This is a genomic window from Salmonella sp. 32020114201800008SM, assembly GCF_017572025.1.
In the GTDB taxonomy this organism is placed as follows: domain Bacteria; phylum Pseudomonadota; class Gammaproteobacteria; order Enterobacterales; family Enterobacteriaceae; genus Salmonella; species Salmonella enterica.
Map to the genome: position 1 here is coordinate 993,490 of NZ_JAGEQM010000001.1, position 23,020 is coordinate 1,016,509.

The following is a 23,020-nucleotide window of genomic DNA, read 5'->3' on the forward strand; positions in this document are numbered from 1 at the left end:
TGAGGTCGCGATGAATACCTTCTCACTACAAACGCGGTTGTACAGCGGTCAGGGCAGCCTGGCGGTGCTCAAGCGCTTTACCAATAAGCACATCTGGATAATCTGCGATGGCTTTCTGGCGCGCTCTCCGCTGCTGGATACCCTGCGTAACGCGCTGCCCGCAGATAACCGCATCAGCGTCTTTAGCGAGATAACGCCGGACCCCACCATCCACACAGTGGTTCAGGGCATTGCGCAAATGCAGGCTCTGCAACCGCAGGTGGTGATTGGTTTTGGCGGCGGCTCGGCAATGGACGCGGCGAAAGCGATTGTCTGGTTTAGCCAGCAGAGCGGGATCAACATCGAAACCTGCGTGGCGATCCCGACCACCAGCGGCACCGGCTCGGAAGTGACCAGCGCCTGCGTAATTAGCGACCCGGATAAAGGCATCAAGTATCCGCTGTTCAACAATGCGCTGTATCCGGATATGGCGATCCTCGACCCGGAGCTGGTGGTCAGCGTACCGCCGCAGATTACCGCCAACACCGGCATGGACGTGCTGACCCACGCCCTGGAGGCCTGGGTGTCACCGCGCGCCAGCGACTTTACCGACGCGCTAGCGGAAAAGGCCGCCAAACTGGTGTTCCAGTATCTGCCCACGGCGGTGGAAAAAGGCGACTGCGTGGCGACGCGCGGGAAAATGCACAACGCTTCAACGCTCGCCGGGATGGCCTTCAGCCAGGCGGGGCTGGGGCTTAACCACGCGATAGCCCACCAGCTTGGCGGACAGTTTCATCTGCCGCACGGGCTGGCCAATGCGCTGCTGCTCACGACGGTGATCCGCTTTAACGCGGGTGACCCGCGCGCCGCCAAACGCTATGCGCGGCTGGCCAAAGCCTGCGGTTTTTGCCCGGCAGAAGCCAATGACGTTGCGGCAATCAATGCGCTGATTCAGCAAATCGAACTGCTTAAGCAACGCTGCGCCCTTCCCTCACTGGCCGTTGCGCTTAAAGAAGGAAGATCCGACTTTTCCGCACGTATTCCGGCGATGGTGCAGGCCGCGCTGGCGGATATCACGCTGCGCACCAACCCGCGCCCGGCCAGCGCCGAGGAAATTCGCGAGCTGCTGGAGGAACTGCTATGAGCGCCGCCATCAATAGCGTTGAAATGTCCCATAGCGCCGATGAAATTCGCGAGCGCGTCCGCGCAGCGGGCGTTGTCGGCGCGGGCGGCGCAGGTTTTCCCGCTCACGTCAAACTACAGGCGCAGGTAGAGATTTTTCTGGTGAACGCCGCCGAGTGTGAACCGATGCTCAAAGTTGACCAGCAACTGATGTGGCAGCAAGCTGCGCGCCTTGTGCGCGGCGTACAGTACGCCATGACGGCAACCGGCGCGCGCGAAGGGGTGATAGCCCTGAAAGAAAAATACCGCCGGGCCATCGACGCCCTCACCCCACTGCTGCCAGACGGTATCCGCCTGCATATCCTGCCGGATGTTTATCCTGCGGGCGATGAGGTGCTAACTATCTGGATGGCAACCGGCCGCCGGGTCGCCCCGGCTGCGCTACCGGCCAGCGTCGGCGTGGTCGTCAATAACGTGCAAACGGTGCTGAATATTGCCCGGGCGATCGAGCAGCAGTTTCCGGTCACTCGTCGCACGTTGACCGTGAACGGCGCGGTCGCCAGACCGTTGACCGTTACCGTTCCTATCGGCATGTCACTGCATGAAGTGCTGGCGCTGGCGGGCGGCGCAACGGTCGACGACCCTGGTTTTATTAACGGCGGCCCGATGATGGGTGGTCTGATTACCTCTCTTGATAACCCGGTGACGAAAACTACCGGCGGCCTGCTGGTGCTCCCAAAAAGCCATCCGCTTATCCAGCGCAGGATGCAGGACGAGCGCACAGTGCTTTCCGTCGCGCGCACCGTCTGCGAACAGTGCCGACTCTGTACCGATCTCTGCCCACGACATCTGATCGGCCACGAACTCTCTCCGCACCTGCTGGTGCGGGCGGTGAACTTTCATCAGGCTGCCACGCCGCAACTGCTGCTGAGCGCCCTTACCTGCTCGGAATGCAACATTTGCGAAAGCGTGGCCTGCCCGGTCGGGATCTCGCCGATGCGCATCAACCGCATGTTAAAACGCGAGCTGCGGGCGCAAAACCAGCGCTACGAAGGGCCGCTGTATCCAGCCGACGAGATGGCGAAATATCGCCTCGTGCCAGTGAAGCGGCTGATCGCCAAACTGGGACTAAGCCCCTGGTACCAGGAAGCGCCGCTGGTTGAAGAAGAGCCGTCAGTAGAAAAAGTCACTTTGCAGCTGCGCCAGCATATTGGTGCCAGCGCAGTACCGACTGTTGCCGTCGGCGAGCGCGTGACGCGCGGGCAATGCGTTGCCGATGTCCCGCCTGGCGCGCTCGGCGCATCCATTCACGCCAGCATCGACGGCGTTGTATCGGCCATCAGCGAACAGGCCATCACGGTTGTAAGAGGTTAACCATGTCTCAGGCTATAGGAATTTTAGAACTCACCAGCATTGCCAAAGGGATGGAACTCGGCGATGCGATGCTGAAAAGCGCCAACGTCGATCTACTGGTCAGCAAGACCATCTGCCCGGGGAAGTTTTTACTGATGCTCGGCGGGGATATCGGCGCTGTCCAGCAGGCCATTGAAACCGGTACGTCGCAGGCCGGCGAGATGCTCGTCGACAGCCTGGTGCTGGCAAATATTCATCCCAGCGTACTTCCGGCCATCAGCGGCCTGAACAGCGTCGATAAGCGTCAGGCGGTCGGCATCGTCGAAACCTGGAGCGTGGCGGCCTGCATTAGCGCCGCAGACCGGGCGGTGAAAGGCTCAAACGTCACCCTGGTGCGGGTGCATATGGCCTTCGGTATCGGCGGTAAATGCTACATGGTGGTGGCGGGCGACGTTTCTGACGTCAATAACGCCGTGACGGTTGCCAGCGAAAGCGCGGGCGAGAAAGGGTTGTTGGTTTACCGTTCGGTGATCCCACGCCCGCATGAAGCCATGTGGCGACAGATGGTGGAGGGATAATGGAAAGACAACCGACAACGGATCGCATGATTCAGGAATACGTGCCGGGAAAACAGGTCACCCTCGCGCACCTGATTGCCAATCCCGGCAAAGCTCTCTTTAAGAAGCTGGGCCTGCCGGATGCGGTGTCCGCCATTGGCATCCTTACCATCACGCCGAGCGAAGCCTCGATTATCGCCTGCGATATCGCTACCAAATCCGGCGCGGTGGAGATTGGTTTTCTTGACCGCTTTACCGGCGCGGTGGTGCTGACTGGCGATGTTTCCGCCGTGGAATATGCCCTTAAGCAGGTGACGCGCACACTGGGCGAGATGATGCAGTTCACCACTTGCTCGATCACCCGGACGTAACGTCATGAAGCGTCTGATGTTTATCGGTCCCAGCCAGTGCGGCAAAACCTCGCTGACCCAAAGCCTGCGCGGCGAAGCGCTCCATTATAAGAAAACCCAGGCCATTGAATGGTCGCCGATGGCTATCGACACGCCGGGCGAATACCTGGAGAACCGCTGCCTGTACAGCGCCCTGCTGACCAGCGCCTGCGAGGCCGACGTCATCGCCCTGGTGCTGAATGCCGACGCCCAGTGGTCGCCCTTTTCTCCGGGTTTTACCGCCCCGATGAACCGCCCGACGATTGGCCTGGTCACCAAGGCCGATCTCGCCGAGCCGCAGCGTATTTCGCTGGTTGCGGAGTGGCTTACGCAGGCTGGCGCACAGCAGATTTTTATTACCAGCGCGCTGAATAACTCGGGTCTCGACGCCGTGCTGGATTTTCTGAATTCGAAGGAACCTTTATGTCTTACAAAATAATGGCCATTAACGCCGGTAGCTCATCGTTAAAATTTCAGCTGCTGGAGATGCCGCAGGGCGACATGCTCTGCCAGGGACTGATTGAACGTATCGGTATGGGGGATGCGCAGGTGACAATTAAGACGCACAGCCAAAAATGGCAGGAAACCGTCCCCGTTGCCGATCATCGCGATGCGGTAACGCTGCTTCTGGAAAAGCTGCTGGGTTATCAAATCATTAACAGTCTGCGGGACATTGACGGGGTGGGCCATCGTGTGGCGCACGGCGGTGAGTTTTTTAAAGACTCGACGCTGGTCACGGATGAAACGTTAGCGCAAATCGAACGTCTTGCTGAACTGGCCCCGCTTCACAACCCGGTAAACGCGTTGGGTATTCACGTTTTTCGTCAACTGTTGCCTGATGCCCCTTCCGTAGCCGTGTTTGATACGGCATTTCACCAGACGCTGGATGAACCCGCCTATATTTACCCGCTTCCCTGGCATTATTACGCGGAACTGGGGATTCGCCGTTATGGCTTTCATGGCACCAGCCATAAGTATGTCAGCGGCGTTCTGGCGGAAAAGCTGGGCGTACCACTCAGCGCATTACGGGTGATTTGTTGTCATCTTGGAAACGGTAGCAGCATCTGCGCCATCAAGAACGGGCGTTCGGTCAATACGTCGATGGGCTTTACGCCGCAGTCAGGCGTGATGATGGGCACCCGTAGCGGAGATATTGATCCCTCTATTCTGCCGTGGATAGCCCAGCGCGAAAGCAAAACGCCGCAACAGTTGAATCAGTTATTAAATAATGAGTCAGGCTTGCTGGGCGTTTCTGGCGTGTCGTCTGATTACCGCGATGTCGAACAGGCAGCCAATACCGGTAACCGGCAGGCTAAACTCGCTCTCACTCTGTTTGCCGAACGCATTCGCGCCACCATTGGCAGCTATATTATGCAAATGGGAGGACTGGATGCGCTGGTATTCACTGGGGGCATTGGCGAGAACTCAGCGCGCGCCAGATCGGCGGTGTGCCATAATTTGCAATTTTTAGGCTTAGCCGTTGATGAAGAGAAAAATCAGCGTAATGCGACATTTATCCAGACGGAGAACGCCCTGGTGAAAGTCGCCGTCATCAACACCAACGAAGAGTTAATGATCGCACAAGACGTTATGCGCATTGCGCTACCGGCCACGGAAGGGCTTTGTGTACCAGCCTGAGAGGGTTAAACGACGCATTGCGGCAAGTCATGGTAATAATGCTTTTACCATGACACTATGCGCGCACACTATTCGTACCTGAAAGGTGATAACGTGGCTGTTGCGCAATGCCCCGCCTCATGCGGGGAACTTATCCAGGGATGGATTCTGGGCAGTGAGAAACTGGTCTCCTGCCCCGTTGACTGGTACAGCACCGTAGCAGTCACGGCTGCGCCGCCGTTGGTAAACGAACGCCCATTGTCGCGGGCGATGGTGGAGCGCGTTCTGGCGCACTGGCAGTATCCTGCGCACTGGAGTAATGAGATTCGCGTCGATGTGCGTTCGTCAATTCCCGTTGCCAAAGGCATGGCCAGCAGCACCGCAGATATTGCCGCTACGGCAGTGGCAACGGCGCATCATCTTGGCCATTCGCTGGATGAAACTACCCTTGCACAGCTTTGCGTCTCAATCGAACCCACTGATAGCACCGTTTTTCATCAGTTAACGCTGTTTGATCATAATAATGCGGCCACGCAAATCGCCTGCGAGCCACCGCCGCCAATCGATTTGCTGGTACTGGAAAGTCCGGTCACACTGCGCACGCAAGATTACCACCGTCTCCCTCGCCAGCAGAAATTAATAGCAAGTTCACCAACCTTGCAGCAGGCCTGGAATCTGGTGCAGGAAGCCTGTATAACGCAAAATCCGCTCCAACTGGGTGAGGCGGCTACGCTTAGCGCTATCGCCAGCCAGACGCTGTTACCTAAGCCAGGATTTACCGCCCTGCTGTCGCTGGTCGAAGAGTGTGATTTATACGGATTGAACGTGGCACATAGCGGTAGCGTGGTGGGTCTGATGCTGGACCGGAAACGTCATGACATTGCGCGCCTGAAAGGTAAGCTGGCAGAGAAAAAACTTACCCGACACTGGCCAAAACAACATTTACTCAAGATGGTCACAGGCGGAGTCAAACTGCAGTGAGAGCCTGATATACGCTCCCACTGCCGTAGCGCATTATTCGGCTTTTACATCGGCGTGTTTCATTTCGCCCATCGCTTTCAGCTTTTTGGAAATGTCGCGACGCTCTTTGGAGATTTCGGCATTTTTAATGATGTAGTCATCAACGCGATCTTCATAGTCGCTTTTCATACTGGCGATGATACCCTGAATCGCCTCAACGCTCATACCTGGCTTGATGTAGTCGCTCAGGTTGTCCAGCAGCAGCACACGCTTCTGGTTGTCACGGATCTTCTTCTCAATGTCCTGAATTTCACGCTGCAGTTTATTTTTACGACGGAACAGACGAACAAACTCCAGCACGTCCTGGAAAGAAGGCTTGGTTGTTTCCATTTTTACACCCCTGATAATGTGAGATTCGGATTCGTTAAGCAACTGCTAGTGGATAAACATTACGTTTATCCCCGTCATACTTCAAGCCGCCAGAGGAAACACCGTTACGTCGCCGTCTGGGGAAACCTGAAGGTTCGGGGATAAAATCGTTGCCAGTAGCACTCATTTTATCCTTATATTAGTATCATACTCTTAATCTTTGCTGAATCGAAGCAGCAACAAATTCATTCGCCCCATCTGCTTTTTATTTGCGCAAAGCCCGGCAGATCAAGTGTGAAAGCAGTTCCAACTGTCGGGCCGTTTCCATACTTAGCCAAACATAGCCGTGGATGGGGGTTTCAGCCACCGCGTCGCCCTGCTGCTCGTTCATTAGCTGCCGCAACTCGGCAGCAATATCATTCAGTTTACCGGTGTTTGCCAGTACCGGCTGCGGGTTGCCTTCAAACAACGCGTGGGCGATCGTTAGCAAGGTTTGCTGCGTCATCTGCTGGGTTTCACGCAATGTGTGCGCGTTAAGCATCACAAAATGGCTGGCGCGCGTCGCCCAGTGGGCATTGATTTGTAATTCAAGCATACAAACCAAGTTGCGGTTGATGGTCTGAATGGCCTCGAAAATAGATTTTTGTATCCGGGTTTCTTTACTGGCAGGCGTTATCAGCCCGCGCATTTTGACGACATCGTTCAGCAACCGTTGCAAATGTTTATCCAACCGGGGGCGCTCCAGCAAATTCGGCGACAGCGCTGCCTGATACACCCGATTATACGCCGTGACGCAATGCGCCAGTTGGATGCGCCAGTGCAAAAAGGCGCGCTGTGGCCAGATGCCGGTAAACAACATCGCCAGTAGCGACCCCAAAATCACATCCCCGCCACGCCATAATGCCGTATCCATATCACCAGCGGGAGCACCGACAACAACGGCAAGCGTTATGCCTATCAGTAGCGCCTGATACGGTTTTTTCCCTAAGGCCAGCCAGCCGCACAAAAACATCGCTATCGCACACCACACCAGCATCAGCGGTAAGGAAAAGAGCTCCAGGCGTAACGCCACCAGCCCTAACGCCGCGCCCAGGATCGTACCGCCTATGCGCTCAAAAGCACGAGGCACTACATTTCCCCAGAATGAGATGGGCCCCATAATCACTACTAACGTGATTAGCGGCCATGTGCCCTCGGGAATAGAAAACAGACGAACCAGCAGAAAGGTAAGAATGAACGCCAGGGCGATACGTATGCCATGCACGATGCGATAATGACGGTACAACCGTATTTCAAAAGGGCTTAATGACTTATCGGCACGCACGCTTGCGCTCCTTACGGGAATGGCAAAAAATGCATTGTACCTGCTTTATAGCAAAAATAGCGCACTGGCGGACGGAACACATTATCCGTCCGCTCTTTTCAGCCAGGAAACCAGTCGATCACTTCCGCTGTACCGGAATATACATTTCAATATCCCAGTATCCATCTTCCATGCCGTTATTCAGATAGGTTTCAAAACAGGGCGCAGAGGCTATCTGATAAGCGCTATCCTGCTCGAGGACATCAAAAAACCGTTCCCACGGCTTCGCAAAGTCACGGTCTTCCACACGCGCGACAGCAGTGGCATATTCGCCGCCTTCAATGGCGGTCACGATTACGCCTTCGCTATTGTCCGGCAGGATGAAATTCTCTGCCACGGACACCACGGTATCGCAGCGGAGTTTTTCCGCAGGTACGACATCTGGATTGTCGTAATAGACGGCAATCCATTCAACTGGCACGATCCGCTGTCGATCCACCCACGTCATCAGTTGTTCAAAACCCTGCTTCACGGTGTGTTCCCATGGACCGACCATGTGGAAGCCGGCTATCTTGCGTTTTTGTTCCTGCCTGATTTCGTAATCCATGCTGCCTCCGTTACTTTATCATGCTGTATGTATATACAGTATAATTGCGGCATTTTACGGTCACAAGGACAGAGTGATCATTTTGTGAGCAACCTCGCGCTCCCGCCCTTTTGACACTTCAGGTGACGGTGAACGGTATGTGACAACGGCTTACGCTTTATGCTGAAAATAGTCGCTCAGACGAGAGAACATACCGCCTTTACCCACCGATTCCAGAGTGACCAGCGGCCACTGAGCGATCAGTTTATCTCGATCGTAGAGCTCTATTTCACCTACCCGCTGATGAGCGGCGATTGGCGCCTCCAGATCTTTTCTATCCAGCACATATTTTGCTTTGATATGCGGAATTTCCGCTTTAGGCAGCGCCATCCAGAAGTCCTGTTCCGTACCCAGCGCAATCTTTTCTTTATCTCCATACCAGATTCGCTCGCTGCCCACTTTTTTACCGCTGTGCAAAATCTGCACCGTCGCAAAGTTTTGCTGGCCCCACTGCAACAGTTTTCGCGCCTGTTCCTCACGGCCTTTCGAACTTTTCGCCCCCATCACGACGGCGATAAGTCGACGCTGCCCGTCCACCGCCGATGCGATAAGATTAAACCCCGCCCCCGATGTGTGTCCGGTTTTAAGCCCATCAATATGCATGGTCTTATCCCACAACAAGCCGTTGCGGTTCTGCTGTGTGATGCCGTTCCAGGTCAGGCTCTTCTCGCTGTACATGTGATAAAATTCAGGTTCACCGTGAATAATCGCCCGGGAGAGTACGGCCAGGTCATACGCGGAGCTATGTTGTCCCGGCGCATCCAGACCGTGGACGGTTTCAAAATGGGTATCCTGTAAATTGAGTTTTTTCACATAGCTGTTCATCATCGCCACAAACTGCGGCTGCCCGCCCGCGATATAATCCGCCAGCGCCACACAGGCATCGTTACCGGAATCCACGATTAAGCCACGGCTTAAATCACGCACCGACACGCGATCTCCTTCTTTTAAAAACATCAACGAGGAGCCGACAAACACCGGATTATCCTTCGCCCAGGCGTCGCGCCCAACGGTGACGATATCGTCAGGGCTGATACGATGACTATCGATGGCGCGATCGACGACGTAGCCCGTCATTAGCTTGGTAAGGCTGGCGGGATTACGTTGCTGGTGTTCATTACCGGCGGTAAGAACCTGTCCCGTAGTGTAATCCATCAACACCCAGGCGCCTGCATCAATGGCTGGCGGTTGGGGAGCAAAACTTACGGCATCGGCCGCAAGCGCAGGAGAAAGGTGCATCGCGAATAAAGAAGCGGCAATAAACAAACGGCGTTTCAACAGCATGTCCTCAGGATGGTCTCAATTTGCCGTTCTTTTTACGGAAGTTCAGTTAAACAAACATGGATAAATTGCAAGAAAATGTGACACAAGGCACATTTTCTTGCTGACATTATTTTATGGATACGCTCAGACGGCGGACTTATCCCCGCGCGGCGCGGTACGATGACGATGATAGCCGTCAACCATGCTACGGAAAATTTGTCCCGGCGTGTCGCCAAGAGTACACAGATAGAGATGCGCGCAAATAAACAGTAAGCCGATGATAGCAAGCGCCATATGCAGCACCAGCATCACAGGGCCCAGACCCGCAACCTGCGGATAGAGACACAGCAAACCGGTGATGATTAACAGCGGTACCAGCGCGTACATAATCGCCAGATATGCCAGTTGTTGCAGTGGATTGAACTTATTCTGCTCTGTTGCCGCGAACGGATGCGCTTCCCCTTTCATAATGCCAAAAAGGTAAAAACGCGTCTGGCGTATGCAGCGCGTTACCAGTCCGGAAAAATTTACCCGATAGTGACGCCCGTTACCTGTGGTGAGGTTGATCAGCACAAACCCGACCCAGAAAGCCAGTAAGGCAAAACCACACCAGGTATGCACTTGTACCATTAGCGCTACAGGGCCGAGAGAAAAATGACCAAATAAACCGCTTAACAGTAATAAAACAAACAGTAACGCATTTCCCCAATGCCAACGGCGAATCGCCAGCGAGTAGAGATAGTCACGATGCTCTTCGCCGCCTGCCGTTTTTGGCGCCAGCATCCGGCGCAATAACGCATGGATAACCAACCCAACAAGCATGAGCAGCACCACGACGCCTGCGTAAATTAACCACAGCGGCCAATAATCTGGCGCATAATGTAGTTCCGCTCCCCAGATAGTATTCATGCTTTACCCTCCTGATGGACTTCTTTACGACGGTACAGACTGACCGCGCCGCTACGCGCCTCCTGCTGGCGATAGACCTCTTTCTGACCGACCCAGCGCTGGATCTCGCTCTCATCCAGTCTGCCGAATTTCAGCGCGTCCGTTGGGCAAACGGATACGCACGCCGGAGACTGGCCAGCCGCCAACCGCGTGTCGGCGCAGAAGTTACACTTGTCGGCGACACCGGTTTGCGGATTCAAATAGCGCACATGGAAAGGACACGCGGCAACACAATAATCGCAGCCAATACAGCGCGATTTATCCACCTGCACGATCCCGTTTTCATCACGATATGACGCTCCGGTAGGACAAACGCTGACACATGGCGCATTTTCACAGTGCTGACAGGAGACGCGGACAAATTGAAAATGGGTTAGTGCGTTGGATGCCTGTTCAGGGGCGCGAATTTGTACCTGTACGCGGCTAAATCCCTCCGGTACGTCATTAAGCACTTTGCAGGCAACGGTACACGCCTGGCAGCCGATACAACGTTTTTCATCATGCAGCATGACGTACTGATTCGTTAAATGATTCATGGTTCCCTCCTCCCTCATGCCCGGCTCAGCGTCACGCCTGCGGTATGCACTACCGTACCGGATACCGGACTCGTCACGTGCGGCAGTAAATTTCCGCAGTGGATACCGTGTGTCGTCGCCGCCGTTTTGGCCCCAGCTTTAGCGCCAAATCCCATATAGACAAAAAGCGTGTCCGGGCGGATACCGGGCGTCACCAGCGCCTTACCTTTCTCTTTACCCGTGGCATTTTCCAGCCAGATCTCATCGCCGGTCTTAATGCCTTTTTCTTGCGCCGTTTGCGGATGAACCCAGACCGCGTTATCCCACATTAGCTCGCTGAGTAAAGGTACGTACTGCGTCGCGCCATTGGTATGCACGGCCACCTTGCCCTGAATGAAGTAAAGCTCATTCTCTTTTTTCAGCGCAAAGTCACGAACGCGCGGAACGCCGTAGCCAGGGAGCAATTCCTCCAGGGTTGCGGAATAAAGTTCGATTTTGCCGGAGGGCGATTTGAAGCGAAGCTGTTCGCCATAGGTGTTGTCACTGTCCGTCGCGATAGCGCTGGGGTAACGCGCCGTAAACTGACGAACGGATTCTGGTTCGCGTAATAGCAGCGAAACGCCCCATTCGAGATACCCTTTCTGTCGCAGTTCCTTCGCTAAGGCATGGTCGCCGTTCAACTGATAGAGTTGGCGCGTCTGCATATCCTGCCACGGATAGTACTGCCCTAATCCCAACTGCTCGCCAAGTTCTTTCCAGATTTGCCAACTCGGACGCGCCTCGCCAATCGGCTCTACGACCTGTTGGCGCAGAGCGTAAGCCGGGTGCAGTCCCGACATATCGGATACCTCTTCGTCCCGTTCGAGATAGGTGCATTCCGGCAGCAGATAGTCGGCATATGCCGCGCTCTCGCTCAAATAGACATCGCAGCTGACCACCAGATCCAGTTGCTCAACGGTTTTTACCAGGTCCGAACGACAGGTGACGGTCTGGAAAGGATTATGCCGCGACATAATCCACGCCTTTATCGGGTAAGGCTTCTGGGTTAACGCCGCGTCAATAATGCTTTGCACCACGCCGCCGCCAGCGGCGATATATTTAAACTGCGGTGCGACCAAATCGATGCGTTGCGCCGTCGGTTTCGGCATATTTTTAATGTTGAGTTTCGCCAGCGTTGGCGCGACCTTTTCTCCGGCCAGTTTATTGTAAACAGACGCGTTTTTTTTCTGATATAGCCCGCCTTCGCGCTCAATATTACCGAGCAGCACATTAAGCGTAAAAATCATACGCCGCATATCGATCTCTTCCTGCGAGAACGTCGCGCGATGACCAGGACTGACAATAGCGTGAGGCGCGCAGGCAGCCAGTTCGCGTGTCACCCGGACAATAACGTCGGCTGGGACATCGGCCTGCGCGGCGGCCCATTCCGGCGTCGTCTCTTTTACCGCCTGTGCTAACTGTTCAAATCCGCTGGTATAACGCTCAACAAAAGACGCATCGTAGAGCTGTTCATCAATCATGACATGGCACATCGCCAGCAGAACCGCTAAATCCCCCCCGGGACGAATAGCGTGCCACTCATCCGCCTTGCTGGAAAATATCGACAAACGCGGATCGAAGCTCACCATTTTGGCCCCCTTCTCCTGCGCGGTCATTAACTCATGGGTATCGGCAACTTCAATCCCTTCATACAAATTGTGGCCAAACGAAACCAGATAGCGCGTGTTAGCGATATCCATCGCCAGATCGCCGCCCATCATCACTTTTGCCGCAATGGCTTTCCCGGCAGGGCATGTTGAGGCGTGAGTAAAGGTATTAGGCGAACCAAAGGCCGTAGCCAGATGGAAAAGATGGCTGGAGAGCGAGCCCGATTTGGAAGAGAAAGCCACGCTCTCGGGGCCATGCTGCGCTTTGATGGCATTCATTTTCGCCGCGATTTCCTGGTAAGCCTGTTGCCAGCTAATCACCTGCCATTCACCGTCGCCGCGTGGCCCGGTGCGTTTCATAGGTTTTACAATCCGTTGCGGGTCATTGACCAGGCTGACGCCGCTCCCGCCCCTGGCGCATATGCGCGTCCCCTGCTGCGGCGCAGAAGGATTGCCCTGGATAAAAACGGTCTTGTTATTGACTACCTGCGCCTGAATAGGGCAACGAAAGGAACACATTTCGCACAAACTTGGCGTTAGCGTGGTTTTACCGTTAATGCCGGCAATCGGGTTGCGCGCCAGCGCCCCGGGCGGAAAAGCGCCCAGCGCGCAGGCAGAGCAGCCTATGCCTACCCCCTGCAAAAAAGAACGACGACTAATGCTCATATAACCTCCTGTTATTAGATATAGCTGAAGATTATATTTAATTTGTATTATGAAATGTCGGCTTCAATCACAATTTGAAATAGTTGTTAAAATGAGCATGCCAACACGATAAAACCTTTTATTTTATAAATATTTTACATTTCCTGAACACGCACATGGACTGTCATCGAATAATCAGCAGAATTACCAAACAACCCGCTGTTAATTATAAAAATGATACAATTCCAATAACACGTAATAATATTTAAAAGAAAACGATTATTTCCTGAAAAGCGATTTCACGCGCTTTACGCAGTTCTTTTTCATACGCGCCGGAACGTCCGCCGACGATATCCCAAATGCCGGCGAAAAACGCTGGTTGAGCATCGAAGCGGGTTTACTTTTGCGTGCATACGGGCTCCGTTACCCGACCCGCTCTCTTATGCCTGGATTTTTCCGCAGATACGCCAGCGTCCCACAATACGGTGACATGATGACAGGATGGACACTTTCTGAAAGAAACCTGCCAGATAGCATGGTGAATTGTGATCTCCATCGCCATACCGACATATGAAGCTTACTTTTAAGGCGTTAAAAATCCAGACCGTTTTTCCATAATGATGTTGATAAGGAATTCTAATGAAGATATCATCAGGCGCAATTAATTTTTCTACTATTCCTAACCAGGTTAAAAAATTAATTACCTCTATTCGTGAACATACGAAAAACGGGCTCGCCTCAAAAATAACCAGTGTTAAAAACACGCATACATCTTTAAATGAAAAATTTAAAACAGGAAAGGACTCACCGATTGAGTTCGCGTTACCACAAAAAATAAAAGACTTCTTTCAGCCGAAAGATAAAAACACCTTAAACAAAACATTGATTACTGTTAAAAATATTAAAGATACAAATAATGCAGGCAAGAAAAATATTTCAGCAGAAGATGTCTCAAAAATGAATGCAGCATTCATGCGTAAGCATATTGCAAATCAAACATGTGATTATAATTACAGAATGACAGGTGCGGCCCCGCTCCCCGGTGGAGTCTCTGTATCAGCCAATAACAGGCCCACGGTTTCTGAAGGTAGAACACCACCAGTATCCCCCTCCCTCTCACTTCAGGCTACGTCTTCCCCGTCATCACCTGCCGACTGGGCTAAGAAACTCACGGATGCAGTTTTACGACAGAAAGCCGGAGAAACCCTTACGGCCGCAGATCGCGATTTTTCAAACGCAGATTTCCGTAATATTACATTCAGCAAAATATTGCCCCCCAGCTTCATGGAGCGAGACGGCGATATTATTAAGGGGTTCAACTTTTCAAATTCAAAATTTACTTATTCTGATATATCTCATTTACATTTTGACGAATGCCGATTCACTTACTCGACACTGAGTGATGTAGTCTGCAGTAATACGAAATTTAGTAATTCAGACATGAATGAAGTGGTTTTACAGTATTCAATTACTACACAACAACAGCCCTCTTTTATTGATACAACATTAAAAAATACGCTTATACGTCACAAAGCCAACCTCTCTGGCGTTATTTTAAATGAACCGGATAATTCATCACCTCCGTCAGTGTCAGGGGGCGGAAATTTTATTCGTCTAGGTGATATCTGGCTGCAAATGCCACTCCTTTGGACTGAGAACGCTGTGGATGGATTTTTAAATCATGAGCACAATAATGGTAAAAGTATTCTGATGACCATTGACAGCCTGCCCGATAAATACAGTCAGGAAAAAGTCCAGGCAATGGAAAACCTGGTTAAGTCATTGCGGGGTGGCCGCTTAACAGAGGCATGTATCCGGCCAGTTGAAAGTTCGCTGGTAAGCGTACTGGCCCACCCCCCCTATACGCAAAGTGCGCTTATCAGCGAGTGGCTCGGGCCTGTTCAGGAACGTTTTTTTGCCCACCAGTGCCAGACCTATAATGACGTTCCCCTGCCGGCTCCTGACACATATTATCAGCAGCGCATACTGCCTGTGTTGCTGGATTCGTTTGACAGGAACAGCGCCGCCATGACCACTCACAGCGGACTCTTTAATCAGGTGATTTTACACTGTATGACAGGCGTGGACTGCACTGATGGCACCCGCCAGAAAGCTGCAGCGCTTTATGAACAGTATCTTGCTCACCCGGCGGTGTCTCCCCACATCCATAATGGGCTCTTCGGCAATTATGACGGCAGCCCGGACTGGACAACCCGCGCTGCAGATAATTTCCTGCTGCTTTCCTCCCAAAATTCAGACACGGCGATGATGCTCTCCACTGACACGCTGTTAACAATGCTAAACCCTACTCCTGACACCACATGGGACAACTTTTACCTGCTGCGAGCCGGAGAGAACGTTTCCACTGCGCAAATCTCTCCGGTAGAGTTATTCCGTCATGACTTTCCGGTGTTTCTCGCCGCATTTAATCAGCAGGCCGTGCAGCGACGCTTTGGGGAACTGATTGATATCATCCTCAGCACTGAAGAGCACGGGGAACTGAACCAGCAGTTTATTGCCGCCACGAACCAGAAACATTCCACCGTAAAGTTGATTGATGATGCCTCAGTGTCGCGTCTGACCAGCATTTTTGACCCCTTGCTTCCTGAAGGCAAACTCAGCCCGGCACACTACCAGCACATCCTCAGTGCTTATCACCTGACTGACGCCACCCCACAGAAGCAGGCGGAAACCCTGTTCTGTCTCAGTACCGCATTCGCACGCTATTCCTCCAGCGCCATTTTCGGCACTGAGCATGACTCTCCGCCGGCCCTGAGAGGCTATGCGGAGGCGCTGATGCAGAAAGCCTGGGAGCTGTCTCCGGCGATCTTCCCGTCCAGCGAACAGTTTACCGACTGGTCCGACCGTTTTCACGGCCTCCATGGCGCCTTTACCTGTACCAGCGTTGTGGCGGATAGTATGCAACGTCATGCCAGAAAATATTTCCCGAGTGTTCTGTCATCCATCCTGCCACTGGCCTGGGCCTAGTCCAGCCTCAACCCGCATGAAATTAAGGGACACAGCGTTGTGTCCCTCTGTACATAGACCCGTTTTAGTCCATGCATTTTTTGAGATCCCGGCCAGATTGCCCCTGGCCTAAATTCCATACAGTACTAAATCAGAATCAGTAATTTCAGATGGACCGGAATATGGTTTACCATAGAGGGAGCGTAGTTTAGTGTCGCTGATGGTCATTTTAGTATTTTGTACTCAATGATTTTAATGTTTATGTACTCACCATCGCATGTACGAACATTAGCAACAATATCAATTGGTGTACAAATACAATCAATCAACGACAAAATAAAAGAATAAAATATTTCATATACAGATAACATCAGGCGTGTACATCAAGTGACAGTTAAAAACGACAGCATACAGAGCACATTCCTCTTCCACGATTACGAAACCTTCGGTACGCATCCGGCCCTCGACAGACCTGCGCAATTCGCCGCGCTCCGTACGGATAACGACTTCAACGTTATTGGCGAGCCGGAGGTGTTTTATTGCAAACCCGCCGATGATTATCTACCGCAGCCCGGCGCGGTGCTGATTACCGGCATCACGCCGCAGGAAGCGCGTGAGAAAGGAGAAAACGAAGCCGCTTTCGCCAGACGCATTCATGCGCTGTTTACCGTTCCTAAAACCTGCGTTGTGGGCTACAACAATGTGCGCTTTGATGATGAAGTCACGCGCAATATTTTTTATCGCAACTTTTACGATCCCTATGCCTGGAGCTGGCAGCATGATAATTCACGTTGGGATCTATTGGATGTCATGCGCGCCTGTTATGCGCTGCGCCCGGAGGGAATTAACTGGCCGGAAAACGACGACGGCCTGCCCAGCTTTCGTCTGGAACATTTAACCCAGGCGAACGGGATCGAACACAGCAACGCGCATGATGCGATGGCGGATGTCTACGCCACTATTGCGATGGCGCAACTGGTGAAAACACGCCAGCCGCGACTGTTTGATTATCTTTATAGCCACCGCAGTAAACATAAACTGGCGGCGCTGATTGACGTTCCGCAGATGAAGCCGCTGGTGCATGTCTCCGGCATGTTTGGCGCGTGGCGCGGTAATACAAGCTGGGTCGCGCCGCTGGCGTGGCATCCTGAAAACCGTAACGCGGTGATCATGGTCGATTTAGCAGGCGATATTTCTCCTCTTCTTGAGCTGGACAGCGACACCCTTCGCGAGCGGCTTTATACGGCCAAAGCCGATCTTGGCGATCACGTCGCAGTGCCGGTAAAGCTGGTGCATATCAATAAATGTCCGGTACTGGCGCAGGCGAATACCTTGCGCCCGGAGGATGCCGACCGGCTGGGAATTAACCGCCAGCACTGCCTGGATAACCTGAAAGTGTTGCGTGAAAACCCGCAGGTCCGCGACAAAGTGGTGGCGATTTTTGCCGAAGCCGAACCTTTTGCCGCCTCGGATAACGTTGATGCCCAGCTCTATGATGGTTTTTTCAGCGATGCCGATCGCGCAGCCATGAAAATCGTACTCGAAACCGAGCCGCGTAACCTGCCCGCGCTGGATATTACCTTTGTCGATAAGCGCATTGAGAAGCTGCTGTTTAATTACCGCGCACGCAATTTTCCCGGTACGCTGGATGACGCAGAGCAGCAGCGCTGGCTGGAGCATCGCCGTCAGGTGCTGACGCCGGATTTTTTACAACAGTATGCCAATGAATTGCAGATGCTTTCTCAGCAGTATGCGGAAGATAAAACGAAGCTGGGGTTGCTGAAATCACTGTGGCAGTACGCAACCGAGATTGTGTAATTGACCAATGCCTGACGGGCATTGTTAATCCAGAGCGGATAAATAGTGACATCGCCATCCGGCAAACGTGCTGGATGACAGACAAAAAACCGGAGGCACTGCCTCCGGTTTTACTATTGCCGATAATACGCGCGATTACGCGACGTCTTCGTACTGTGGAACCGGGTTGCGGAAGCTTTTAGTTACGCACGCCAGATAAATCAGCCCGATACCCGCCCAGATCAGGCCCAGTACCATTGAGCTCTCTTCCAGGTTAACCCACAACGCACCAACCGTGAGCGCGCCGCACATCGGCAGGAACAGATACTGGAAGTGATCTTTCAACGTTTTATTACGCTTCTCACGGATCCAGAACTGCGAAATCACCGACAGGTTAACAAAGGTAAACGCGACCAGCGCACCAAAGTTAATCAGCGCCGTCGCCATCACCAGGTCAAAATTAATCGCCAGCAGCGCGATCGCCCCGACCAGGATGATGTTCATCGCTGGCGTACGCCATTTCGGATGAACGTAACCGAAGAAGCTTTTCGGGAATACGCCGTCGCGCCCCATTACGTACATCAGGCGCGCTACGCCTGCATGCGCAGCCATACCGGAAGCCAGCACGGTGATAGTAGAGAAGATCAGCGCGCCCACCTGGAAGGTTTTACCCGCCACGTACAGCATGATTTCCGGCTGAGACGCATCCGGATCTTTAAAGCGAGAGATATCCGGGAAGTACAATTGCAGGAAATAGGTTGCAAAGATGAAGATCAGGCCGCCAATCAGCGCGGTCAGGAAAATCGCACGCGGGATCACGCGCTCAGCATCTTTGGTCTCTTCCGACAGGTTACTGATGCCGTCAAAGCCGGTAAAGGAGAAGCACAGGATCGTCGCTCCCGTAATCATCGGGATAACGTGCGCATCGCCGGACCAGAACGGACGGGTGCTCGCCAGCGTACCGGCGCCTTCGCCTTCAAATACGCCATAAACCACCATGCCCAGAATGACCGCAATCAGCACCACCTGTAGCACTACAATCACGGTGTTGAAGTTAGCGACCGATTTGAGGCTGCGCAGGTTAAAGGCTGTCATAAAGGCCACCAGCGCCACGACAAACACCCATGACGGAATGGAGGGCACCAGCGCTTCAAAATAAATTTTCGCCAACAGAATGTTGATCATCGGCGCGAACAGATAATCGAGCAGAGAAGACCAACCCACCATAAAGCCAACGGTCGGGCTGATGGATTTCTGGGCATAGGTGTACGCCGAACCCGCGGAAGGGTAGCGACGCACCAGTTTCCCGTAGCTTAACGCCGTAAACAGAATCGCGATTAACGCGAATGCATACGCCGTCGGTACGTGACCGTCAGTGAGGCCTGAAACGATACCAAATGTATCGAACAGCGTCATCGGCTGCATATAGGCAAGACCCATCATTACAACCGGAACTAACGTAAGCGTTTTACGTAATTCCACGCGAGAGGTGTTTGGAGTAACGTTATGCGACATGGTCATTCTCCTTTACGGCGAATGCCGTCGCGTAAGCAAAAAATTGCCCCATTTTCTGGATTCCTCAGCGACAACAACTGTCGATTTTTAAGTAAGTATCTATCCGGTACGAAGCCCGGCCTCTTGGTATTGAATGATGTGTTTGAAGCAAAAAAATAACCGACGCGTATTAAAACGTCGGTTAGTGTCATTTTTTGCAAGCGGCGTATTCTGCCCTAAATTGAAGTGAAATGACAAGAGAATGCGAGCGCGTTCAAAAAATTATTTTTCATAAGCGATTGATTTTTAAACCGGCGATTTTGCATACACCCCAGCAATAGCATTATTTGCTAAAATTTCATCCCGCCACCAGCCGCTGGCCAGCCCGGCGGTCTGTTCATTCCAGCCAACCCACACCGGTTCATAGACGATTTGCGCCACAACTTTCTTCTCTATAAGCGCGCCGCTTTCCAAAAATCGCTGCGCCAGATAACGCGGTAAATAGCCGCATCCCAGGCCACTAATTTGCAGCTCCAGCTTGGTTTTAAAATCAAACACGGTAATCGCTTCCTGAGCGTCGAGCAGTTCAGACCCTATTGATCGCGAGGAATGGACGCTATCGCCAACCACAATCGCGCGAAAACGTTTGATCGTCTGGCGGCTAAGCGGTTCCTCTTCATGAACCAGCGGATGATGCGGAGCGACAGCAAACACCAGTTCAAGATCGCCCAGTCTTGCAAAGCCAAAGCCGGTGTCAGGCGGCGGCGCGCGCATGGCGCCAACGATGATATCCGCCCTTCCCTGCGTCAGCGTCTCCCATGAACCGCCGAGAACGCCATTGACAAATTTAAGGCGCGTCACGCTGTGGCGTTGATAAAAAGCGTCGATAAGCGGGGCCAAAAGAGAAAAGGGAAAGGTATCATCCACACCGATGACCAGTTCGTTCTCCCAGCCTTCATGCAGTTTAATCGCCTGCTTTTCCAGCTCGCGAACGGTGTGCAGCACTTCACGGCCTTTTTCCAGTAGCATCTTACCGGTTCGCGTAAATCGCGCGCGATGCCCGCTACGGTCGAGCAATTGGATATTAAGATCGTTTTCCAGCTTATGAACGGTATAACTGAGGGCGGACGGCGTTTTAAATAATTTTGCCGACGCCGCCGCGAAGCTGCCTTCTTTTTCTAACGCATCAAGAATAATCAGAACGTCCAGCAGTGGTTTCATACTCGTCCCCTTGCGCTATATGGCGACCACCTGCTGGACAGCGACTCACTCCATCGGCATCACCAGCGGATCGGGATATTGATATTCAAATCCCAGCTCATTACAAATCCGGCTACCGTCGATAATCTTCCCTTTGCCGTTGTCCGGTGCGTTACGAAAATGCGGCGGCGCCATTCCCAGCAAGCGCGTCATTTGCGGATAAAACACGTTGCGGGCTGGATGCGCCGGCGCACATATATTATAGATGTGCCCCCCTTTTGGCGCCTGTAGCAAGAGGGTAATTGCGCCAACCACGTCTTCAAGATGCACCAGATTGACCCCGTGTTGACCATCCGGCGCGGTTTTTCCGGCAAAGAAACGACCGGGATGGCGTCCAGGCCCGACCAACCCCGCCAGCCGCAGAATATCTACTGACGTGCCCGGCAGATTATGCAGCCAATCTTCCAGTTCCTTCAGGGTACGCCCGCTGGCCGTGACCGGATTACGCGGCGTATTCTCTTTCACCACGCCTTGCGCATCGCCGTAAACAGACGTCGAACTGGTAAAAATAATACGCGGGATACGATAAGCCAGCGCGCTGTCGACCAGCTCCTGCATCGCCTGCAGATAAAAATCCTCTCCTGGACCGCTACGGCGCGCGGGCAGTGTTATCACCAGCGCATCGACATCCAGCAGAGCGTCAAGATCGTCCGCCTCACAGACCAGCTCCGGCTCCAGACGCAGCGGATAGCTTTCAATTCCACTCATACGGGCCGCTTCCACCCCGTCAAGGGTGGTTTTGCTGCCGGTAACCTGCCAGCCTCTCGCTGCCAGCGACATTGCCAGCGGCATGCCTAACCAACCTAAACCGACAATTGCGACCTTTTTCATCCATTTTCTCCTGACTTTAACGCCTTATACATAAGGCTACGCCAGCCCGCCGTGACTGACAATTCATACTATAAATGCGAAATGAAAAAAGCGCTTGCTTTAAGGCGTAAAAGTGGTTTAGGTTAAAAGGTATCAAATGAATAAGCATTCATCGGAATTTTTATGACACGCGTTCAATTTAAACACCACCATCATCACCATCATCCTGACTAGTCTTTCAGGCGATGTGTGCTGGAAGACATTCAGATCTTCCAGTGGTGCATGAACGCATGAGAAAGCCCCCGGAAGATCATCTTCCGGGGGCTTTTTTTTGGCGCGCGATACAGACCGGTTCAGACAGGATAAAGAGGAACGCAGAATGTTAGACAACACCCGCTTACGCATAGCTATTCAGAAATCAGGCCGTTTAAGCGATGATTCACGAGAATTGCTGGCCCGCTGCGGCATAAAAATTAATTTACACACTCAGCGCCTGATTGCGATGGCGGAAAACATGCCGATTGATATCCTGCGCGTGCGTGATGATGACATTCCGGGTCTGGTGATGGATGGCGTGGTCGATCTCGGCATTATCGGCGAAAACGTGCTGGAAGAAGAGCTACTCAACCGCCGCGCGCAGGGCGAAGATCCACGCTATTTAACCCTGCGCCGTCTTGACTTCGGCGGCTGCCGTTTATCACTGGCAACGCCGGTTGACGAAGCCTGGGACGGCCCGGCGGCGCTGGACGGTAAACGTATCGCTACCTCTTATCCGCACCTCCTCAAACGCTACCTCGACCAGAAAGGCGTCTCTTTTAAATCGTGTCTGTTAAATGGTTCTGTCGAAGTCGCGCCGCGCGCAGGGCTGGCCGACGCTATCTGCGATTTGGTCTCTACCGGCGCGACGCTTGAAGCTAACGGCCTGCGTGAAGTCGAAGTTATCTACCGCTCTAAAGCCTGTCTGATTCAGCGCGACGGTGAGATGGCACAGAGCAAGCAGCAGCTGATCGATAAATTGCTGACCCGTATTCAGGGCGTGATTCAGGCGCGCGAATCGAAATACATCATGATGCACGCGCCAAGTGAACGCCTGGAAGAGGTTATCGCCCTGCTGCCAGGCGCTGAAAGGCCGACAATTCTGCCGCTGGCGGGCGAGCAACAGCGCGTGGCGATGCACATGGTCAGCAGCGAAACGCTGTTCTGGGAAACCATGGAGAAACTGAAAGCGCTTGGCGCCAGCTCGATTCTGGTACTGCCGATCGAGAAGATGATGGAGTGATCTGACGCCTGATGGCGCTGCGCTTATCAGGCCTACGTAATGCGTTGATATTTTGGGTTCTGTAGGCCAGATAAGGCGGAACCCTGTGATGGAGTAAAGAC

At 53.0% G+C, this 23,020-nt stretch carries 22 protein-coding genes, 2 pseudogenes and 1 other annotated feature; of the genes and pseudogenes, 11 read left to right on the forward strand and 13 right to left on the reverse strand.

Going from position 1 to position 23,020, the window contains the following annotated elements:
- The first annotated feature begins 10 nt into the window (after positions 1–10).
- The 7 genes from pduQ to pduX all read left to right on the forward strand — a co-directional run bounded on the left by pduQ (position 11) and on the right by pduX (position 5,998).
- Entirely contained in the window at positions 11–1,123 is a 1,113-nt protein-coding gene (gene pduQ, locus J4613_RS05140; protein WP_001091465.1) for a 1-propanol dehydrogenase PduQ, read from the forward strand.
- Positions 1,120–2,475 carry a cobalamin reductase PduS gene (pduS, locus tag J4613_RS05145; RefSeq protein ID WP_001271293.1) on the forward strand — a complete coding sequence of 452 codons (1,356 nt, stop codon included), beginning with the start codon at positions 1,120–1,122 and terminating at the stop codon, positions 2,473–2,475. The genes pduQ and pduS overlap by 4 nt, the downstream gene beginning before the upstream one ends.
- A 2-nt stretch (positions 2,476–2,477) precedes the next feature.
- Positions 2,478–3,032, forward strand: a complete 555-nt coding sequence (gene pduT, locus J4613_RS05150) for a propanediol utilization microcompartment protein PduT (protein ID WP_000075774.1) — start codon at positions 2,478–2,480, stop codon at positions 3,030–3,032.
- Positions 3,032–3,382 carry a propanediol utilization microcompartment protein PduU gene (gene pduU, locus J4613_RS05155; RefSeq protein ID WP_000441098.1) on the forward strand — a complete coding sequence of 117 codons (351 nt, stop codon included), beginning with the start codon at positions 3,032–3,034 and terminating at the stop codon, positions 3,380–3,382. Before pduT ends, pduU begins: the two co-directional genes overlap by 1 nt.
- 4 nt (positions 3,383–3,386) lie before the next feature.
- Complete coding sequence (gene pduV / locus J4613_RS05160; RefSeq protein ID WP_000826277.1) at positions 3,387–3,839, forward strand: propanediol utilization protein PduV; 453 nt, start codon at positions 3,387–3,389, stop codon at positions 3,837–3,839.
- Positions 3,824–5,038, forward strand: a complete 1,215-nt coding sequence (gene pduW, locus J4613_RS05165) for a propanediol utilization propionate kinase PduW (protein WP_023204607.1) — start codon at positions 3,824–3,826, stop codon at positions 5,036–5,038. The genes pduV and pduW overlap by 16 nt, the downstream gene beginning before the upstream one ends.
- Before the next feature lie 93 nt (positions 5,039–5,131).
- Positions 5,132–5,998, forward strand: coding sequence for an L-threonine kinase PduX (gene pduX / locus J4613_RS05170; protein ID WP_001673791.1), 867 nt, complete (start codon positions 5,132–5,134; stop codon positions 5,996–5,998).
- Positions 5,999–6,031: 33 nt separating this feature from the next.
- On the opposite strand, the gene J4613_RS05175 is transcribed toward pduX, so the two are convergent.
- From J4613_RS05175 to J4613_RS05210, 8 genes and pseudogenes are all read right to left on the reverse strand, one after another.
- Positions 6,032–6,367: a DUF496 family protein gene (locus tag J4613_RS05175; RefSeq protein WP_000450405.1), complete on the reverse strand. Its 336-nt coding sequence runs from the start codon at positions 6,365–6,367 to the stop codon at positions 6,032–6,034.
- A 244-nt stretch (positions 6,368–6,611) separates the two neighbouring features.
- A complete protein-coding gene (locus J4613_RS05180) occupies positions 6,612–7,670 on the reverse strand; it encodes an FUSC family protein (RefSeq protein ID WP_001200854.1) in 1,059 nt (352 codons plus the stop codon).
- A 118-nt stretch (positions 7,671–7,788) separates the two neighbouring features.
- The gene (gene sbmC, locus J4613_RS05185) at positions 7,789–8,256 is read right to left on the reverse strand and encodes a DNA gyrase inhibitor SbmC (RefSeq protein ID WP_000384326.1); all 468 of its coding nucleotides are present in this window, start codon (positions 8,254–8,256) and stop codon (positions 7,789–7,791) included.
- A 150-nt stretch (positions 8,257–8,406) separates the two neighbouring features.
- A complete protein-coding gene (dacD, locus tag J4613_RS05190) occupies positions 8,407–9,579 on the reverse strand; it encodes a serine-type D-Ala-D-Ala carboxypeptidase DacD (protein WP_050067710.1) in 1,173 nt (390 codons plus the stop codon).
- Positions 9,580–9,702: 123 nt separating this feature from the next.
- Entirely contained in the window at positions 9,703–10,467 is a 765-nt protein-coding gene (phsC, locus tag J4613_RS05195) for a thiosulfate reductase cytochrome B subunit (RefSeq protein WP_001092553.1), read from the reverse strand.
- Positions 10,464–11,042, reverse strand: coding sequence for a thiosulfate reductase electron transport protein PhsB (gene phsB, locus J4613_RS05200; RefSeq protein WP_001016236.1), 579 nt, complete (start codon positions 11,040–11,042; stop codon positions 10,464–10,466). The genes phsC and phsB overlap by 4 nt, the downstream gene beginning before the upstream one ends.
- A 14-nt stretch (positions 11,043–11,056) precedes the next feature.
- A complete protein-coding gene (gene phsA / locus J4613_RS05205) occupies positions 11,057–13,333 on the reverse strand; it encodes a thiosulfate reductase PhsA (protein WP_080192424.1) in 2,277 nt (758 codons plus the stop codon).
- Positions 13,334–13,592: 259 nt separating this feature from the next.
- Positions 13,593–13,685: pseudogene (locus J4613_RS05210) on the reverse strand (heavy metal-binding domain-containing protein); the annotation flags it as partial.
- 266 nt (positions 13,686–13,951) lie between these two features.
- Between J4613_RS05210 and sopA the strand changes: the two are divergent.
- Positions 13,952–16,300, forward strand: a complete 2,349-nt coding sequence (gene sopA / locus J4613_RS05215; protein ID WP_111742312.1) for an SPI-1 type III secretion system effector HECT-type E3 ubiquitin transferase SopA — start codon at positions 13,952–13,954, stop codon at positions 16,298–16,300.
- 129 nt (positions 16,301–16,429) lie between these two features.
- Here the strand turns inward: sopA and J4613_RS22585 are convergent.
- A pseudogene (locus J4613_RS22585) lies at positions 16,430–16,507 on the reverse strand (hypothetical protein); the annotation flags it as partial.
- 159 nt (positions 16,508–16,666) lie between these two features.
- Here J4613_RS22585 and sbcB point away from each other — a divergent pair.
- Complete coding sequence (sbcB, locus tag J4613_RS05220) at positions 16,667–18,097, forward strand: exodeoxyribonuclease I (RefSeq protein ID WP_058805761.1); 1,431 nt, start codon at positions 16,667–16,669, stop codon at positions 18,095–18,097.
- Between the two features lie 135 nt (positions 18,098–18,232).
- On the opposite strand, the gene plaP is transcribed toward sbcB, so the two are convergent.
- The 4 genes from plaP to J4613_RS05240 all read right to left on the reverse strand — a co-directional run bounded on the left by plaP (position 18,233) and on the right by J4613_RS05240 (position 21,661).
- Positions 18,233–19,591: a putrescine/proton symporter PlaP gene (plaP, locus tag J4613_RS05225; protein WP_001519005.1), complete on the reverse strand. Its 1,359-nt coding sequence runs from the start codon at positions 19,589–19,591 to the stop codon at positions 18,233–18,235.
- Positions 19,581–19,643, reverse strand: coding sequence for a membrane protein YoeI (yoeI, locus tag J4613_RS05230; RefSeq protein WP_096335044.1), 63 nt, complete (start codon positions 19,641–19,643; stop codon positions 19,581–19,583). The genes plaP and yoeI overlap by 11 nt, the downstream gene beginning before the upstream one ends.
- A 233-nt stretch (positions 19,644–19,876) precedes the next feature.
- The gene (locus J4613_RS05235) at positions 19,877–20,791 is read right to left on the reverse strand and encodes a LysR family transcriptional regulator (RefSeq protein WP_000803316.1); all 915 of its coding nucleotides are present in this window, start codon (positions 20,789–20,791) and stop codon (positions 19,877–19,879) included.
- Between the two features lie 45 nt (positions 20,792–20,836).
- Entirely contained in the window at positions 20,837–21,661 is an 825-nt protein-coding gene (locus J4613_RS05240) for an SDR family oxidoreductase (protein WP_000754713.1), read from the reverse strand.
- A 162-nt stretch (positions 21,662–21,823) separates the two neighbouring features.
- Here J4613_RS05240 and hisL point away from each other — a divergent pair, with 162 nt between their 5' ends.
- On the forward strand, positions 21,824–21,874 hold the full coding sequence (hisL, locus tag J4613_RS05245; protein ID WP_001364200.1) for a his operon leader peptide: 51 nt from the start codon (positions 21,824–21,826) through the stop codon (positions 21,872–21,874).
- Positions 21,850–21,973: a sequence feature (His leader region), on the forward strand. It overlaps the preceding gene by 25 nt.
- Before the next feature lie 46 nt (positions 21,974–22,019).
- On the forward strand, positions 22,020–22,919 hold the full coding sequence (gene hisG, locus J4613_RS05250) for an ATP phosphoribosyltransferase (RefSeq protein ID WP_000886604.1): 900 nt from the start codon (positions 22,020–22,022) through the stop codon (positions 22,917–22,919).
- Positions 22,920–23,020: the final 101 nt, after the last annotated feature.

Coding starts and splice junctions, on each gene's coding strand:
- sbmC (WP_000384326.1), bottom strand. CDS start 8,256: ATGGATTACGAAATCAGGCAGGAACAAAAACGCAAGATAGCCGGCTTC.
- sopA (WP_111742312.1), top strand. CDS start 13,952: ATGAAGATATCATCAGGCGCAATTAATTTTTCTACTATTCCTAACCAG.
- J4613_RS05240 (WP_000754713.1), bottom strand. CDS start 21,661: ATGAAAAAGGTCGCAATTGTCGGTTTAGGTTGGTTAGGCATGCCGCTG.
- pduQ (WP_001091465.1), top strand. CDS start 11: ATGAATACCTTCTCACTACAAACGCGGTTGTACAGCGGTCAGGGCAGC.
- pduT (WP_000075774.1), top strand. CDS start 2,478: ATGTCTCAGGCTATAGGAATTTTAGAACTCACCAGCATTGCCAAAGGG.
- phsB (WP_001016236.1), bottom strand. CDS start 11,042: ATGAATCATTTAACGAATCAGTACGTCATGCTGCATGATGAAAAACGT.
- J4613_RS05175 (WP_000450405.1), bottom strand. CDS start 6,367: ATGGAAACAACCAAGCCTTCTTTCCAGGACGTGCTGGAGTTTGTTCGT.
- pduV (WP_000826277.1), top strand. CDS start 3,387: ATGAAGCGTCTGATGTTTATCGGTCCCAGCCAGTGCGGCAAAACCTCG.
- hisG (WP_000886604.1), top strand. CDS start 22,020: ATGTTAGACAACACCCGCTTACGCATAGCTATTCAGAAATCAGGCCGT.
- phsC (WP_001092553.1), bottom strand. CDS start 10,467: ATGAATACTATCTGGGGAGCGGAACTACATTATGCGCCAGATTATTGG.
- pduW (WP_023204607.1), top strand. CDS start 3,824: ATGTCTTACAAAATAATGGCCATTAACGCCGGTAGCTCATCGTTAAAA.
- phsA (WP_080192424.1), bottom strand. CDS start 13,333: ATGAGCATTAGTCGTCGTTCTTTTTTGCAGGGGGTAGGCATAGGCTGC.
- dacD (WP_050067710.1), bottom strand. CDS start 9,579: ATGCTGTTGAAACGCCGTTTGTTTATTGCCGCTTCTTTATTCGCGATG.
- pduS (WP_001271293.1), top strand. CDS start 1,120: ATGAGCGCCGCCATCAATAGCGTTGAAATGTCCCATAGCGCCGATGAA.
- pduU (WP_000441098.1), top strand. CDS start 3,032: ATGGAAAGACAACCGACAACGGATCGCATGATTCAGGAATACGTGCCG.
- plaP (WP_001519005.1), bottom strand. CDS start 19,591: ATGTCGCATAACGTTACTCCAAACACCTCTCGCGTGGAATTACGTAAA.
- J4613_RS05235 (WP_000803316.1), bottom strand. CDS start 20,791: ATGAAACCACTGCTGGACGTTCTGATTATTCTTGATGCGTTAGAAAAA.